The 16606-nt window shown below is 62.9% G+C and carries 13 protein-coding genes; 6 read left to right on the top strand and 7 right to left on the bottom strand.

The genetic code is table 11. From position 1 onward, the window contains the following. Nucleotides 1–135 precede the first annotated feature (135 nt). The 5 genes from EEB12_RS22270 to EEB12_RS22250 all read left to right on the top strand — a co-directional run bounded on the left by EEB12_RS22270 (nucleotide 136) and on the right by EEB12_RS22250 (nucleotide 7162). Nucleotides 136–1329, top strand: coding sequence for an LLM class flavin-dependent oxidoreductase (locus EEB12_RS22270; RefSeq protein WP_020908805.1), 1194 nt, complete (start codon nucleotides 136–138; stop codon nucleotides 1327–1329). After that, nucleotides 1326–2405 carry an alcohol dehydrogenase catalytic domain-containing protein gene (locus EEB12_RS22265; RefSeq protein WP_141488519.1) on the top strand — a complete coding sequence of 360 codons (1080 nt, stop codon included), beginning with the start codon at nucleotides 1326–1328 and terminating at the stop codon, nucleotides 2403–2405. The genes EEB12_RS22270 and EEB12_RS22265 overlap by 4 nt, the downstream gene beginning before the upstream one ends. Nucleotides 2406–2585: 180 nt before the next feature. Then, nucleotides 2586–4244: a DNA repair helicase XPB gene (locus tag EEB12_RS22260; protein ID WP_019744947.1), complete on the top strand. Its 1659-nt coding sequence runs from the start codon at nucleotides 2586–2588 to the stop codon at nucleotides 4242–4244. Between the two features lie 102 nt (nucleotides 4245–4346). Then, on the top strand, nucleotides 4347–6425 hold the full coding sequence (locus EEB12_RS22255) for a peptidase (RefSeq protein WP_141488518.1): 2079 nt from the start codon (nucleotides 4347–4349) through the stop codon (nucleotides 6423–6425). 74 nt (nucleotides 6426–6499) lie between these two features. Continuing rightward, the gene (locus EEB12_RS22250; protein ID WP_020970500.1) at nucleotides 6500–7162 is read left to right on the top strand and encodes a DUF3239 domain-containing protein; all 663 of its coding nucleotides are present in this window, start codon (nucleotides 6500–6502) and stop codon (nucleotides 7160–7162) included. Nucleotides 7163–7171: 9 nt separating this feature from the next. On the opposite strand, the gene EEB12_RS22245 is transcribed toward EEB12_RS22250, so the two are convergent. Genes EEB12_RS22245 through EEB12_RS22220 form a run of 6 tightly spaced genes read right to left on the bottom strand, consistent with a single transcriptional unit; the run spans nucleotide 7172 to nucleotide 13541 of the window. Then, nucleotides 7172–8158 carry an LLM class F420-dependent oxidoreductase gene (locus tag EEB12_RS22245; protein WP_021345292.1) on the bottom strand — a complete coding sequence of 329 codons (987 nt, stop codon included), beginning with the start codon at nucleotides 8156–8158 and terminating at the stop codon, nucleotides 7172–7174. A gap of 13 nt (nucleotides 8159–8171) precedes the next feature. Beyond that, complete coding sequence (locus EEB12_RS22240) at nucleotides 8172–9404, bottom strand: MFS transporter (RefSeq protein WP_021332205.1); 1233 nt, start codon at nucleotides 9402–9404, stop codon at nucleotides 8172–8174. Then, entirely contained in the window at nucleotides 9401–10747 is a 1347-nt protein-coding gene (locus EEB12_RS22235) for an LLM class flavin-dependent oxidoreductase (RefSeq protein WP_047889904.1), read from the bottom strand. Before EEB12_RS22235 ends, EEB12_RS22240 begins: the two co-directional genes overlap by 4 nt. Nucleotides 10748–10778: 31 nt before the next feature. After that, nucleotides 10779–11651, bottom strand: a complete 873-nt coding sequence (locus tag EEB12_RS22230) for an ABC transporter permease (protein ID WP_030535349.1) — start codon at nucleotides 11649–11651, stop codon at nucleotides 10779–10781. After that, nucleotides 11644–12465, bottom strand: coding sequence for an ABC transporter ATP-binding protein (locus EEB12_RS22225; RefSeq protein WP_003940477.1), 822 nt, complete (start codon nucleotides 12463–12465; stop codon nucleotides 11644–11646). Before EEB12_RS22225 ends, EEB12_RS22230 begins: the two co-directional genes overlap by 8 nt. Further along, nucleotides 12462–13541: an ABC transporter substrate-binding protein gene (locus EEB12_RS22220; RefSeq protein ID WP_019744955.1), complete on the bottom strand. Its 1080-nt coding sequence runs from the start codon at nucleotides 13539–13541 to the stop codon at nucleotides 12462–12464. The genes EEB12_RS22225 and EEB12_RS22220 overlap by 4 nt, the downstream gene beginning before the upstream one ends. Nucleotides 13542–13818: 277 nt before the next feature. On the opposite strand from EEB12_RS22220, the gene EEB12_RS22215 reads away from it, so the two are divergent. Then, complete coding sequence (locus EEB12_RS22215; protein ID WP_019744956.1) at nucleotides 13819–14781, top strand: sigma-70 family RNA polymerase sigma factor; 963 nt, start codon at nucleotides 13819–13821, stop codon at nucleotides 14779–14781. Here EEB12_RS22215 and EEB12_RS22210 read toward each other — a convergent pair. Beyond that, nucleotides 14757–16478 (bottom strand): FUSC family protein, encoded by a 1722-nt coding sequence (locus tag EEB12_RS22210; RefSeq protein WP_141488517.1) that lies wholly within the window; start codon nucleotides 16476–16478, stop codon nucleotides 14757–14759. The genes EEB12_RS22215 and EEB12_RS22210 overlap by 25 nt on opposite strands. Between the last annotated feature and the right edge of the window lie 128 nt (nucleotides 16479–16606).

The raw sequence follows: 16606 nt of genomic DNA, 5'->3' as shown, positions 1-16606 counted from the left end.
TAGCATTGAGCTACAAGTGATTACAAACCTCCCACTGTGCGGGAGGCTCAACTTATTGGATCAGTTGATCCATGTTAGACATCTGCATCAGAGCGAGTGATCCAAATCACTCCCCTGTCGACAGGAGATGTCATCGTGTGGTCCGCATCGTCCATCCGCTTCGGAGCCTTCCTCGCCCCGTACCATCCGCTCGACGCCGATCCCGCCCTGCAACTCAGACGCGACATCGACCTCATGACACACCTGGACCACCTCGGATTCGAAGAAGCGTGGATGGGTGAGCATCATTCGACCGGCGCCGAGATCGTGCCGGCCCCGGACATGTTCATCGCGGCCGCCGCAGAGCGAACCGAGCGCATCCAGTTCGGCACAGGCGTGACGTCCCTGCCCTATCACCACCCGCTGATCACGGCCGACCGCATCACTCAGCTCGATCTGCAGACCCGCGGACGGCTCATCTTCGGCACCGGCCCGGGCAAGATCCCCCTCGATGCACACATGATGGGTATCAACCCGTCGGACCAGCGTCGTCGCCAGGGCGAAGCGCTCGAGGCCATTCTCGCGTTGCTCCGCGGCGAGGTCGTCAACATGGAAACCGACTGGTTCACGTTGCGTGACGCACGCGCACAGCTGCCCACATACCGTGCGGACGGCATCGAGACCGTGACAGCGTCGACGATTTCCCCCAACGGTTCGGTGCTCGCCGGCAAGAACGGGCTCTCCCTGCTCTCACTCGCGGCGAGTTCACCCAGCGGATTCGACGCACTGGATCGCAACTGGGATGTGTACGAGAAGGTCTCGGCCGAGCACGGCCACCACGCCGACCGGGCGACGTGGCGTGTGGTCAATCCGATGTTCATCGCCGAGACCCGAGCCGAGGCCGAGCGCGCCGTGAGCCGACGGATCGGATCGATGGCCTCCTACGTGAATCGACAGACCGGCCAGAACCCGGCCTGGGCAGATACACCTGCCGGAATCATCGACCAGTGGCGCAACGACACGCTCGGCGAGTTCGGTCAGGCGATCATCGGTACGCCCGAAGATGCGATTGCTCAGATCGAGCGTCTGATCGAGAAGACAGGAGGGTTCGGCACGTTCCTGATCCTTCACGTGGACATGGCGAGCTGGGAGGACACCAAACGCAGCTACGAATTGTTCGCCTCCGAGGTGGTCCCGCACTTCCGGAAGCGGAATGTCGGACGTCAGGCGAGCATGCAGTTCGCCGAGGACAACCGCGAATACCTGATCGGCGGGCTGGTCGGAGCGATCACCAAAGCCCATACCGACTACTACGGCCAACCGGCCGAGACGGGAGCTGTGCGCGCATGAGGGCCGTCCGATTCCACCAGGGAGAATTCGCCGTCGCCGAGATGGCCGACGCGCCGCCGTTGGCACCCCATCAGATCCGCATCGACGTCGTCGCCTGCGGAATCTGCGGCAGCGACCTGAGCATGTCGAAGGACCCGTGCCGATTCGTCGAGGTCGCACACAACGGTGGCTACCCGCTCGCCACCTTCGATCCAGACGCACCCGTGGTGCTGGGTCACGAATACGCGGGCATCGTCGCCGAGACCGGTTCTGCAGTAGACGATTTCATGATCGGTGATCGGGTGGCCGGCATCGGCTTGGCCACCGACACGGCTACCGGGATCCCGACGATCATCGGTTACTCGAACGAATACCACGGTGCGTTCGGCGATCACATCGTTGTCGACGCATTCTGGGTCCGCAAGGTTCCCGACCATCTGTCACTCGAGCACGCCACACTGGCCGAACCTCTACACGTCGGCGAGATGCATCTCCAGCAGTCCGGCCTCACCTCGGCCGATTCAGCGCTCGTCGTCGGTTGCGGGACGATCGGACTGGGTGCCATCGTCGCTGCGAAAGCGAGAGGGGCACAGATCGTCATCGCGTCCGAACCCTCCCCCAAACGCCGCGAGCTCGCCAAGAAGATGGGCGCGGACATCGTCGTCGACCCCTTCACACAGGATCCGATCGAACTGTGGAATCAGATGGTCGCCGAAGGCAACCCGCTCGTGGGCCAGGCCGCGAACGGCATCCTGATCGCCTACGAATGCAGCGGCCGGGCGGGGGTCATCGGCGAACTGATGCGCACCCTGCCGTTCAACTCGCGGATTCAGGTCCTGGCTGCGCCGTTCGGCGACGAGACCATCGTTCCCGTCATCGGGCAGTTCCGAAGGATCTCGATCAACTTCGGTCATGGCCCCTACGAGAACGCGTACGACATCACCCTTGCTCGGTTGGCCGCCGGCGAGATCGACGCCGAAGCGATTATTACCGGCCGTATCGGGCTCGACGGAGTCTCGGACGCTTTTGCGGCTCTTCGCGCACCCGACGAGCACGTGAAGATCCTCGTCCTGCCCGCCGCAGGTCGCCCGGAATAGCGGTTGGTCCTGCCCTGTTGACGTAGGGGTGCCCGAACTCGGGCACCTCTACTTCTGGCTGTGCGAGCGTCGTCTGTTGGCGTATGCGCTCCGATACCAGGACAATGGCAGGGTTGGCGTCAGCCGACAACGCGGTGCAACGCTCTGTGGCTGCCGCGTTTGTTTCACTAGGAGGCTTCCGTGACCGACGGACCGTTGATCGTCCAATCCGACAAGACGCTGCTGTTGGAGGTCGACCACGAGCGCGCCGGCGATGCCAGGCAGGCAATCGCCCCCTTCGCGGAACTCGAACGCGCCCCCGAGCACGTCCACACGTATCGCATCACTCCCCTGGCCTTGTGGAATGCCCGCGCCGCCGGACACGACGCCGAGCAGGTTGTCGACGCTCTGGTTTCGTTCTCACGATTCGCAGTTCCGCAACCGCTGCTGGTCGACATCGTCGACACGATGGCCAGGTACGGGCGCTTGCAGCTGGTCAAGAGCCCGGTGCACGGCCTCATCCTGGTCAGCCTCGACCGGGCAGTCCTCACCGAGGTGATGCGACACAAGAAGATCTCACCGATGCTCGGTGAGAAGGTCGACGACGACACCGTGATTGTCCACCCGAGCGAACGCGGCCGCCTCAAGCAGATGTTGCTCAAGGTGGGCTGGCCGGCCGAGGACCTCGCCGGCTATGTGGACGGCGAAGCGCACCCGATCGATCTCGCTTTCGAAGAGGGCCACTGGGAACTGCGCGACTACCAGCAGATGGCAGCGGATTCGTTCTGGGCCGGCGGCTCGGGCGTCGTCGTGCTGCCATGTGGCGCCGGCAAGACGATGGTGGGCGCAGCAGCCATGGCAAAGGCCAAAGCCACCACACTCATCCTCGTCACCAATACCGTCGCCGGTCGTCAGTGGAAGCGTGAGCTCATCGCCCGCACGTCGTTGACCGAGGAAGAAATCGGCGAATACTCCGGCGAGCGCAAGGAGATTCGGCCGGTCACGATCGCGACCTACCAGGTGATCACGCGTCGTACGAAGGGCGAGTACAAGCACCTCGAACTTTTCGACTCCCGAGACTGGGGACTGGTGATCTACGACGAGGTCCACTTGCTGCCCGCGCCCGTCTTCCGGATGACGGCAGACCTGCAGTCGCGCCGCCGTCTCGGCCTGACCGCAACGCTGGTTCGTGAGGACGGCCGCGAAGGCGACGTCTTCTCGCTCATCGGCCCCAAGCGCTACGACGCTCCGTGGAAGGACATCGAAGCGCAGGGCTGGATCGCGCCGGCTGACTGCGTCGAGGTGCGAGTGACGATGACGGACGCCGAGCGCATGTCCTATGCCGTCGCCGAACCGGAGGAGCGCTACAAACTGTGCTCGACGGCGCACACCAAAATTGCTGTCGTGAAGTCGATTCTGGCGAAGCACCCGGATTCACCGACCTTGGTGATCGGTGCGTATCTCGATCAGCTCGACGAACTCGGCGAAGCCCTGAACGCCCCGGTGATCAAGGGATCCACCAAGAACAAGGAACGTGAGATCCTGTTCGATCAGTTCCGCAACGGTGAGATCCAGACGCTGGTGGTGAGTAAGGTCGCGAACTTCTCGATCGACCTTCCGGAGGCGTCTGTCGCCGTGCAGGTTTCGGGAACCTTCGGATCGAGGCAGGAAGAAGCTCAGCGACTCGGGCGACTGTTGCGCCCCAAGCACGACGGCGGTCAGGCCCACTTCTATTCGGTGGTTTCCCGCGACACTCTCGATGCGGAATATGCGGCACATCGTCAGCGATTCCTCGCCGAACAGGGCTACGCCTACCGGATCACCGACGCCGATGACCTGCTCGGACCTGCAATCGGCTGAGCATTTCTGCAACACGTTGCAGAATCAAATGGACATACGTCCAGTTATCTGTAGAGTGTCCCCTGTCACAGTCGTGTCCATCGGCCGGGGGTCACCAGCACCATGCGCTCAGTTCCACGTCTACGGGGTCGGCTCGCCGGAACCATCTCGCTGCTGACTGCCGCCGTCGTCGTCGCCACGACCGGCGTCAGCGCCGCGGCACCGAGTCCTGCTCCTACCGCGCAGAACTCGGTGTACGCACTTGCGAACGGTTGCTTCGCGCTGCGCACCGAGTCTGGTGATTTCGTCCGTCGTGACGGGTCGGCGTACCTCACCGACGTAACGAAAGCCGCAGACGCCGAACCGTTCCGACTACATGCGGCCCAGTTGGGCCGTTTCATGCTGTACGGCCCGGACGGGTCGATGCTCTCGCACGACGGCGCGGACTCGGTACTCGCCACTTCCGAAGCAACTCCCTCCACCGACTGGACAGTGATGTCCACCGGTGAATCGTTCGTTCTGACCGCGACCTCGAACGGCCGTCAACTGATCTCGCGCGACTTGACGCTCACGATGTCCGATCCCGGTGATGTTCCCGAATCTGCGTTCACGCTGATCCCGCGCGACGGCTGCTCCGACTTCCCCGAAGCGGAGGTGGGCGCAAACGGCGTTCCAGGAGAAATCGGACCGAACGGTGAAGTCACCGGATTCATCGACACACACGTGCACATGAATGCTTCCGAGTTCATGGGCGGAAACCTGCACTGCGGCCGACCTTTCGATCCTCAGGGCGTCACCGCAGCGCTCGTCGACTGCCCGGACCATCAACCCGACGGGATACCGGCGCTCCTCGAAAACGTTCTGTCGTACGGCAATCCCTTCGAAACTCACGACACCACCGGCTGGCCGAGTTTCGCCGACTGGCCGGCGCACGATTCACTGACACACGAGCAGACGTACTACAAGTGGGTCGAGCGGGCCTGGCGTGGCGGTCTGCGAATCTTCACCAACCTCTTTGTCGCCAACCGTGTCCTGTGCGAGCTGTATCCGAGTAAACGAAATCCCTGTGACGAGATGGAGACCGTCCGGATCCAGGCGCAGCAGACACGCGAACTCCAGGACTACATCGACGCCCAGTACGGCGGTCCCGGCCGGGGTTGGTTCCGCATCGTGAGCTCCCCTGAACAGGCCAGGCAGGTGGCCGCCGACGGAAAGCTGGCCGTCACCCTCGGGGTGGAGGTGTCCGAACCCTTCGGTTGCTCTGTGCGCAACGGTATTCCGCAGTGCACCGAGGACGACATCGACCGCGGCCTGGACGAGTTGTACGACCTCGGTGTTCGGCAGATGATCGTCACGCACAAGTTCGACAACGCCCTCGGCGGTGCCCGTTTCGACGGCGGCGTCACCGGAGTGGCCGTCAATATCGGCAACTACCTGGGCACCGGGGAGTTCTGGCAGTCGGAACCATGCACCGGCGTTGCCGAGGACAATGTGCTGCCCACCAAGGTCGACGGCGCACAGAATCTTCTCGCGGTACTCCCACCCGGAGTGACGCTTCCGGTGTACCCCTCTGGTCCGCAATGCAATTCGCACGGCCTGACCGACCTCGGCGCATACACGATCCGAGGTTTGATGGACCGAGGGATGATCGTGGACATCGATCACATGAGCGTCAAGACCGCCGAAGCAGCCCTCGACATTCTCGAAGCAGCGAACTATTCCGGTGTTGTTTCCAGTCACAGCTGGAGCGACCCGAGCCTCTACAAGCGGATCTACGCGCTCGGCGGATTTGTCGCCCTGTACGCCGGGCAACTGGACGCATCGGACGACAAGCCCGAGGAGCGTGGGTTCATCGACCAGTGGCGCGACGCACGGGCAATGCGAAGCGAGAACTACTACTTCGGTTTCGGCTACGGCGCAGACACCAACGGCTTCGGGCCGCAGGCCGCACCGCGCGGTGACGCCGCCGAAAATCCGCTCCAATATCCGTACACCGCCTTCGACGGCACCGTCATGGACCAGCAGCGCGCCGGCACCAGGGTTTTCGACGTGAACACCGACGGTGTTGCCCAGTACGGGATGATTCCCGACTGGATCGCGGACATGCGTATTGCTGCGGGCGCCGACGGTGACACGATCATCGAGGACATGAGCCGTGGCGCCGAGGCTTACCTGCAGATGTGGGAGCGCGCGCGAAACTAGCTACGCTGGTGGACGGCTCCCGGGAGATCGGGGGCCGGTCCTAGATCGTCCGGCACCACCCGAAGGATTTTTTCGTGGCTGACTTCCAGTTCACCGTCGACAAGGCCCACGCCAAGTCGGTCAACGACACACTGGCCGACGTACGCCGCCTGCAGATTTCTGCGGTGATCTTCGCGATCGTCCTCGCCGCGGTCGGAGCCTGGCTGATCAGCATGGGTGAGGTGTGGTCCATCATCATCGGCGCGGTCCTCGCCATCGGTGCGGCCAGTTCACTGTGGGTCGCCTTGTGGGCACCTCGCAAGGTGGGAAGCGTCGAATCTCTGTATGCGGACAACCCACTGGTTCCCGCGATCGTCACCGAGGTTCACCCTCGAGCGGCGACCCTGACGGCACTGATCGACATCGCGAAGCCGGCGGCCGGAGCACCGAAGTACGCGCTCGTCAGCCGCAATGTTCGACTCAATCCGAAGTGGCGAGTCGGCGACCGCATTCCGTCGGTGGCACTGCGTTCGGATCGTTCCACCCGCAGCAAGGCTGACACGTGGCAGATGGTCAGCCCCATGCCGATCGAGTGGGGAACCAAGGACTCGGCAGTGCTGGCACGCGCGATCGCAGCTGTCAGTGCGAGCGAGTGGAACTTCCTGCAGAGCCGGATCCCCGACTCCGAAGAAGTTCGCACCCACCCCGATCGCCGGGTTCTGATCAACCCGGCCGATCTTCCTGACTCCCTGCGCTAGCCCTAACGGTTACGCAAGCGCGGGCAGCACTTCCTTCTCGAACATCTCGATTCCCGACGTGTCGTACGCGGCCTCGGGGAAGTAGAAGATTCCGTACTCGAGTCCCTGCGCCTTGAGCGCCGACAGGTTCTCGATGATCTGCTCGGGTGTACCGACGGCGGGCATTCCGCGGAACGCGTCGAGCGACGCATCGGCGGCAGCTTCGCCGACCAACGGCGTCAGTCTGTCCTTCAGTGTCTCCAACCGCTGAGCCACCTCGGATTCCGTCGCGCCGATGGCCACGTTGTAGTTGGCCGAACGGACGATGGCGTCGAAATCGGTACCGACGGTGTCGCAGTGCTTCTTCAGGATCTCGGACTTGTGCGCGAAGCCGGCCGGGGTGCCGTCGAAGTTTGTGTACTGCGCGTACTTGGCCGCGATCTTGAGTGTGACCTTCTCGCCGCCACCGGCAACCCAGATGGGAATTCCGCCCTCTTGCAACGGAAGTGGACGGCACAGCGCTCCGTCGACCTGGTAGTACTTGCCGTCGAGCGTCGAGCTGCCGGTCGACCACGCCTGCTGCATGATCTGGATTCCTTCGTCGAGGCGGCCCAGACGCTCACCGGCAGAGGGGAAACCGTAGCCGTACGCGCGCCACTCCTGCTCGTACCAACCGCCGCCGATGCCCATCTCGACGCGTCCACCCGTGATCAGGTCGGTGGTCGCGGCGACCTTGGCGAGGTACGCCGGGTTTCGGTAACTCATGGCGGTACACATCTGGCCCAGTCGGATACGCGAGGTCGACGCACCGAGTGCGGCCATCAACGTCCACGCCTCGTGAGTCGCTTCTTCCGTCGGTTGGGGAACGGTGTGAAAGTGGTCGTAGACCCACACCGACTCCCACGGCCCTGCCTCCGCGCGCAGCGTGAAGTCTCGCATCACCTCCCACTGCTTCGCGGGGTCGATGCCGACCAGGTCCAGACGCCAGCCTTGAGGTACGAACAGTCCGAATCGCATGTAGCGAGCCTACCTACAGTTTCCCGACGCGCGACCGGGGTGACACCCGCGGAGAATAGACCGGAATGAAGCGGAACATCATCGCCGCGCCGGCGAACGAAGTCGCGCCCAGTGCGGCAAATGCCCACCCGAGCGGGAACACCGCGGCGAGAAGACCGATCGCGAGCGGCCCACCGAACATGCCCGTGTCGTGCGTCAATCGCCATGCAGCGAGGAACTCGGCGCGCTCTTCGGGTGGGGCGATATCAGCACCGAGAGTCATGATCACGCCGTTGCCCAGTCCGTTGCCGATCCCCATCACGACAGCGACCACGGTCAATCCCACTGCGCCCGTCGAAAACGGCAACATCAGGTACGACACACCGATCACCGTCAGCGAAGGCACCGCGACCAACCTGCGGCCGTATCGGTCCATGATGTGTCCGGCCGGATACGAGCACAGCAGGTCCACGGCCGCACCGATACCGAAGATCACACTCACCTGGGCTGCATCCAACCCGAGGTGCAATGCCCACAATGGAAGAACGGCCTCACGCGAAGCGCGGGCGGCGCCCATCAGAAGGGAGCCTGTCCCGAGCGTGGACAGAGCGGCACGATGACGGCGAAGGATCTCCGGGAGGGTGACGTGCCCGTGATCGCTGTTGCCCGCCTGCACCTTTCGTGGCGGGTCGGGAACGCGGGCCATCAGCGCCCCGGCGAGCACGACGCCCACCAACTGGACGAGGAATCCTCCGCGTGCTCCCACCAGGAGAATCACGCCGGCACCGATGAGCGGTCCCAGGAAGAAACCCAACCGCCACATCGCGGCGAACGACGACATTGCTCGGGCCCGAAGACCGAGTGGCACGGTCTCGGCGAGGTAGCTCTGCCGCGCAAGGCCCCACACCGCATTCGCCAGTCCGGTCAACAGTGCGCCGATACCGAGCATCCACGGAGTCTGCGCAAGCAGACAGATCACCACTCCTGTTGCACCCAAAGAACTTCCGCCGATGATCGATCTACGCTCACCGAAACGCGACACTATCCGGCCGGCAGGGAGGTCACCGAGTACGGCACCCAAGCCACCGAGCGCAACGATCAGGCCGGCGACGGCGACCGATGCGCCCAGGTCGCGCGCGGTGACGGCCATGATGGGGGCAGCCGCACCCTGACCGATCCCGAAGATGGCCGCCGGCACGAAAACCGTTGTGACCAGTGGCTTGAGTCCGGCAATCGCCGGCTGTTCCTTGGGCAGTGTTTCCGTCACGCGCTCACTTCTGCCGCGTCAGCGGCCCGCGAGAACCGGTTCGCCGGACGATCGAGGCCGTAGTGGCCCCGCAGGGTCGATTCGGTGTACTCGGTTCGGAAGAGCCCACGCGCCTGCAGAATCGGCACGACCCGGTCGACGAACACCTCGAGCCCTCCGGGCAGATAGGGCGGCATGATGTTGAAGCCGTCCGCGGCGCCCTTGTCGAACCATTCGGTCAACTCGTCCGCGACCTGCTCCGGTGTCCCGGCAAATGTCCGATGCCCACGGCCACCGCCGAGTTTGCCGATCAATTCACGGACGGTGAGGTTTTCGCTCTCTGCAAGATCTTTGACGAGCTGGTATCGACTCTTGTTCCCTTGGATGCGATCGATGTCCGGCAACGGTGGCAGCGGGGCATCCAGAGAATGCTCGGTGAGATCGACACCCACCATGTTCGAGAGCTGGCGCAGCGAATACTCCGGAGAGATCAGGTCCGTGAATGACTGCTCCAGAGCCTTCGCTTCTTCTTCCGTATCCGCGATGAAGGGCACGATGCCCGGCAGCACCTTGATCTCGTCGGGACTACGCCCGTACTTGATCAGCCGCGCTTTGAGATCGTTGTAGAAATCCTGCCCCTGCTCGAGTGTTCGTTGAGCGGTGAACACGGCTTCGGCATACCTCGCCGCGAAATCCTTACCGCTCTCGGAGGAACCGGCCTGTACAAGCAGCGGACGTCCCTGTGGAGACCTCGGCGAATTGAGCGGGCCAGCCACCGTGAATCGTTGACCGTCATGGTCGATGCGATGGACACGATCAGGATCGGCGAAGATTCCGGTCTCTTCGTCCAGGACAACTGCCCCCTCTTCCCAGCTGTCCCAGAGTCCGAGCGTCACGTCGAGAAACTCCTCGGCGCGCTCGTAACGACCGCTGTGCGTCGGTACCGCATCGAGGCCGAAGTTCGCGGCCTCGTCGGCGCCGGCCGACGTCACGATGTTCCACCCGCCTCGTCCGCCACTGATGTGATCGAGGGAAGCGAACTTCCTTGCAAGAGTGTACGGATCGCTGTAACTGGTCGACGCGGTTGCAATCAACCCCACCTTCTCGGTGGCCGCAGCGATCGCCGACAGCAAGGTGACGGGTTCGAAGATCGCCTGAGTGTTGTATTTGACCCGCGGGCCGACTGCTAGACCGTCGGCGAAGAACACCGAGTCCAACCTTCCACGCTCGGCGATTCTCCCCAGTTCCTGGAAGTGCTTGACGTCCAGAAGGTTGGCCGCATTTGTGCGTGGGTGGCGCCACGCCGCCTCATGATGGCCGACGCCCATCAGGAAGGCGTTCAGATGAAATTGTCGTTCGGACATGAGTTCGCAGAATCTTTCCGTGAAAGTGCGGTCAGGTGGTGACGCGCCAGCGCGAGAGCCGACGTTCGATCAGGACCAGAATCGCGTTGATTGTCAGACCCAACAACGAGATCGCGACGATGCCCGCATACATGTTCGGGATCTGGAAGTTGAGTTGGGAAGCGGTGATCAGATACCCGAGACCGGCTTTGGCCCCGACCATTTCGGCGGCGATCAGCACGAGAATCGACGACGCGGCGGCCATGCGGATACCCGTGAAGATCGTGGGAACCGCGGCGGGCAGAACCACCTTCTGGAACAGCCGAATCGAGGAGAACCCCAGCGAGGCAGCGGACTTGATCAGCAGGGGGTCCACTGTCCGCACACCGGAGATCGTGTTGAGCAGAATCGGGAAGGTGCAGGCGTAGATCACCAGGGCGATCTTCGATTCCTCACCGATTCCGAGAATCAGCACGAAGACGGGAAGCAGAGCCAAGGCTGCTGTGTTGCGGAACAATTCGAGAATCGGGTTGAGGAAGTCGGAGACCGGGCGGTACCAGGCGATCGCGATTCCCAACGGAATCGCGATCGCGATGGCCACGAAGAATCCGGTCAGCGCACGCGTCAGACTGGCCGAAACATGCTCTTGCAATTGTCCGTTCTCGGCGAGAGTGAAGAATGCGGACACAACTTCGGTGAAGGGCGGGAGGAAGACCTTGTCCACCAGCCCGAGCCGAGGTGCCGCTTCCCAGATACCGAGGAAGATCGCGATCGCAATCGACGGCTTGGCAATCCGCCAGGCGGTGGAACCAATGTAGCGCGCCGCCTTGCCGCCGGCCTGGCTCCGCTGCGCAATGTCAGGTGTTTTGTCGGCCAACGGTTTCGGGGTGGCGACCACCTCCGGCGTCGCCAATGCGCTAGACATGTGCAACCTCCTTGGCAGGATCGAGTTCGCCGGCCCGAGCGCGCTCGACTTCACCGTGCAGCAGCGTCCAGATCCGGTGCCTGAACACTCGGAACTCCTCACCTGATCGCACGTCGTCGCCGGACCGGTCGATGTCGATGTCGACGATCGTCTTGACGCGCCCCGGCCGCGAAGTCAGTACTGCAACACGTTGCCCGAGGTAGATGGCCTCGTCGATTCCGTGGGTGATGAACAGGATGGTCTTGCCGGTGGCCTTCCAGATGCGCAGAAGCTCGTCCTGCAGCGACTCTCGCGTCTGTGCGTCCAGCGCAGCAAATGGTTCGTCCATCAGCAACACTTCGGGATCGAATGCCAAGCTGCGGGCGATCGCGACTCGCTGCTTCATTCCACCGGACAACTCGTGCGGATAGCGATCCGCGAAACCTTGCAGACCGACCAGTTCGAGGTAATGCTCGGCGAGTTCGCGTCGCTCGCTCTTCTTCACGCCCTTCGCTTCGAGTCCGAACTCGATATTGTGACGTGCAGTTCGCCATGGAAGTAGTGCGTATTGCTGGAAGACGATTCCCCGATCCAAGCCTGGGCCCGTGATCTGCTTGCCGTCCAGAAGGATTCGACCGGAAGTGGGCGAACTGAGTCCTCCGAGGAGGTCCAGCAGAGTCGACTTGCCGCAACCACTCGGCCCGACGAGGACCAGGAACTCCCCCGGCGCCACGTCGATGTTGATGTCCTCGACCGCGGTGAAAACTTCGTCGGTCCCACGAATGTCGAACTGTTTGGTGACGTGCTCGAGCCGTAGTTTCGGTTCTGTGCTCATTTTGCTGCCTCCAGTGCCTGTCCGTCAGCGCCGCTGTCGGGTGAATACGTTCCGTTGGCGTACGGGTTGAATTCGTTGGTGTAGATGTCCGACGGCTTCAACTTTCCTTCTTCGAGTTCACCGTTACGGGTGAGCCAGTCGATCCACGTGCTGATCTCGGTATCGGTGATCGTTCCGCCGGGACCGGCGACTCCTGGGCTCTTCCAGTAGCTGATGAGCTTGGTGTCCTCGTTGCGTCCGCGGCTGTTGATGATCGACGTCAGCTTCGCGATCACTTCTTCTCGTGGGTGCGTCTGGGTCCAGCGAATGGCCCGCGCTGTTCCCTGTACGAAATCGGCGACCGCCTCCTTGTTCTGCGCGATGTAGTCGTCACGGAACACCAACGTGCCGTAGGTGAACGAGCCGAACAGCGATTCGTCGGTGAACAGCTCGCGAAGACCACCGCGTTCGAGCGCTGAGTCACGGAAGACCGAGCCGAGGGTGGCGACATCGATCTGTCCCTGCCGCAGCGCCTGTTCCGTGTTGACCGGCGGAACGACGATCAATTCAACCTGCTTGATCTCGTCAGGCGTAAGTCCCTGCCGCGCAAGCCATTCACGGACGACGAACTCGTGGTGCGCACCGAGGGTGTTCATCCCGACCTTCTTGCCGATCAAGTCCTTCGCCGACTTGATCGGACTGTCGTCGAGTACGTAGTACCCGTTGAAGCTCTCCTTGTCGGAGCCGTAGTACCCGATGACCGAGGTGATCGGCGAACCCGCAGAAGCCAACTTCACCACCGCACCGTTGAACGCTCCGCCGAACTCGGTTTGACCAGTCGCTGCGTTCTGAATGCTCTGAGGGCCGCTGGTCGTATCGCCGATCCAGTTGAGCTCCACGTCGTTGAAGTAACCGAGGTCAGCGGCCAGTTCGGGGTAGATGACCTGTCCGGTGCTGCCCTCGTACCGCAGGACGGTCTTGCCGTCGGCGGTCTTGACGACTTCGTCGGAGGAGCCCGAGCAGGCAACGGCAAGGCTGGACAGAGTGACAAAGGCGACGGCCGCGGCTACCGAGCGCGCGAAACGAGGGCGAATCATGAAGTTGCTTCCTGTAGAAGATGATTGGTTCAGTTCTCGGCTACACCTGTCCGGAGCGCCGTGTGCGGCGCTCGGCACAGGCAGGTGTGGGGAATGTCAGTTCAACGACAACAGTTGAGCGACATGAGCGGGAAAGACCGAAACACGTGAGACTCCAATGAATGTGAAGACAAAATCGAGCCGTTAGCAGTGCCGAAACCATACGTCGGCACCCACTACCTGGGTCAACGGTTACATTCATGCCGGATTTAATGTGTGAGGTCCGTATCATGAGGGCATGCTTTCGCCGACGACTGCGCAGGACTTCGAGCAACACCGTGGCCACCTGACGTCGGTGGCCTACCGTCTCACCGGAAGTTTCAGCGACGCTCAGGATGCGGTGCAGGAGGCATGGATACGCTTGCAAGTCGCACAATCGAGACAAGGAAGCGACCTCGAGATCCGGGAGCTGCGCGGATGGCTCACCACTGTTGTCGGTCGGATCTGCCTCGATCATCTCAAATCGGCCGCAGTCAGAAGAGAAAGCTATGTCGGACAGTGGCTTCCGGAGCCGATCGTCACGCCCGTCGACGCCACCGCGGGCACACCCTCAGCGACACCCGATCCGCTGGAGTACGTCGTGACGCAGGAACAGAATCGTTTTGCGGCCCTCGTCGTCCTGGACACCCTTACTCCCGCTCAGCGCGTTGCCTTCGTCCTGCATGACGGCTTCGACGTGCCCTTCGCCGAGGTTGCGCGCATCCTCGACATCGAAGTAGCCACTGCCCGTCAGTTGGCCTCGCGGGCCCGTAAAGCCGCAGCGTCGGCGCCGGTCCCGGTCAGTAGCGAGGAGCATGCTGCCGCCGTCGAGCGATTGGTGACGGCTATCGCGAGTGGAGATCTGAACGCCGTGATCGATGCACTCGATCCCGATGCCGTCCTGATCGGTGACGCAGGCGGAACGACCCGCACGGCTGTCAACATTGTGCGCGGCAGCGATCGTGTAGCGCGGTTCTACCTGGGATTGGCCCGCAAGTACGGACCGGCAGCGGTGTTCTCGATGTCACCGGTTCTCGTCAACGGACGGCTCGGCGGTGTATTCGCCGGCTCACCAGGGGATGACCAGTACCCGCAGTTCGCCGCTCGCGTTGCCGGCTTCACTGTCCGCGACGGAGTTGTGTGCGCAGCCTACGATATTGCGAATCCAGCCAAGTTCAGCGCTGTGCCGATGCTCGATCACACCGAACCCGAACGCAAGTAACGAGACTCCCATTCCTCGAGGTGTGATCTGGACACCTGCGTTCCGAACCACAGTCGGTGCAGTACATCCGATCCCAGATGATGCAATTCGGTGTGCGTCCTCCACTGCTGCGACGCCCACTCTGGTTCGTTGTGGGCGGCGTCGATCCCGGCCATCGCGCTACCTCGCAGTTCGAAGTCCAGGTCCCGTCGAAGCTCCGAAAGCTCCGACCAATTCGCCTGTGGTGCATAGTGCCTCGCGCGAATTTCGGTCAGCAGCTTGAACAGGACGCTACTCGCCCGTTCGTCGACCCAGATCAGAGTGCGTCGATGCGCACCGCGCCCCACCGTCCACAGGACCACCAACGCCACGACGACGCCGATTGCCGTCTCGAGCATGCGGCTGAGGATCAGATGTTGGACGGTCCCGTGCGCACCACCGGCCGCGCCGAGGAGAATCGCGAGGGCGGTGATGAAGATGACGGCTATCCCGTAATTCCGCACCAGGAACAGCTCGATCCCGGCCATCAGGACTGCAAGTACCGCCACCAACCACAGACCGGTCGGGCTCCAGGCGTAGATGGCACCCAACAGAATCAACCCGAGGACGGTTCCGCCGATGCGGTGAATTCCGCGATAGGTGCCCAGTATTCGATCCGGTCCTTGATGAAGGACCATCGCCGCGGCGATCACCGCCCAGTCCGGGCGATCGATGCCGAGCAGGACGGTGAGGGTTCCCGCGGCCATGCAGGCAATGGACAGCCGAAGTGCCGTGACCGACGCTCGGCTGGACGGATTGCAGGCGCGGAGGAACCGATATCGGATCGTCGGATCGGGCAGAGGCGGGTGAGCCCCGACCTCGTCGACGTCGAACGCGGGGTCCGCCATGAGCTCCGGATCGTGGTCGTCGGAGATCGCTCTGGCCATCGAGATCTGCGCTCGTTCGAGTTCACGGGTCAACGGGTGGTCTTTCCCGACGATTGCGCCGCGGTAAAGGCACTGCCACGCGTCGTGCAGCCGAAGTGCTGCAGCGTGGCGTTTGTCTCGCGTGAGTTCGGGTGGGGCGTACGCCGCCTGAGCGTCCGTGTACTCCGCAACGGCCGATACGGCTGCCTGTACAGCGCAGCGTTCGACAGCTCTCGGTGCCCACACGATTCCCGTCATCGAGACGACCACCGCGCTGATCCCACCGATTGCCGTCCACATCGCGACCTCGACCGGCGGCTGGCCGGGAGTGGCGATCACGGAGCTGATCTCGGTGGTGAGCAACAGAAAGAACGCGCCCGGTGGACCCAATCGAAGCGCGTCGACGGTGAAGGCGCAGGTCGACACCACGACGGCCATGATCAGCACGACAAAGACGAGCAGCACCGTCGGCGCTCCCTCGGCGATGGCTCGGTGGACGGGCTCACCCACTGATGCCCCGATGAAGGACAGGATCGTCAGCGTCGTCGCGGCGATACCGACTGCCTTCCACCTGCTCCGGTACGGACGACCCTCACCGTAGATCGATGCAAATGCGCCGAGGCCGACCAGGAGCGAAGCAGACCCGAATCCGAGCAGTGTGGCGATGGCCGCCGGAATCGCCAGGGCGAGGGCGACGCGAACCGCTCCGGGGTACCTGTTTCCCACCGGCGGCAATCCGAACAGGACGCTGCGCGCCGGCCGCGGAGCCGGGAGGTTGGACTCGTGACCCGCTGATGTTTCTTCGGGGTCCACTGCCCATCCTTCGCGCCGGCCTGTTCGTGTCTGTGTCCTCCCATTCTTGCGGGCGGCCGACGTGGAATTCGAGGCGGGTCCGGAGGTCGATTCGACCACCCCGTTATTGACACTCTGTCAACAGAGTG

The sequence above is a fragment of the Rhodococcus sp. WS1 genome (assembly GCF_003797745.1).
Lineage (GTDB): Bacteria > Actinomycetota > Actinomycetes > Mycobacteriales > Mycobacteriaceae > Rhodococcus_F > Rhodococcus_F erythropolis.
Note: the sequence above shows the minus strand (reverse complement) of the source record. Positions and strands in the feature narration are given on the sequence as shown.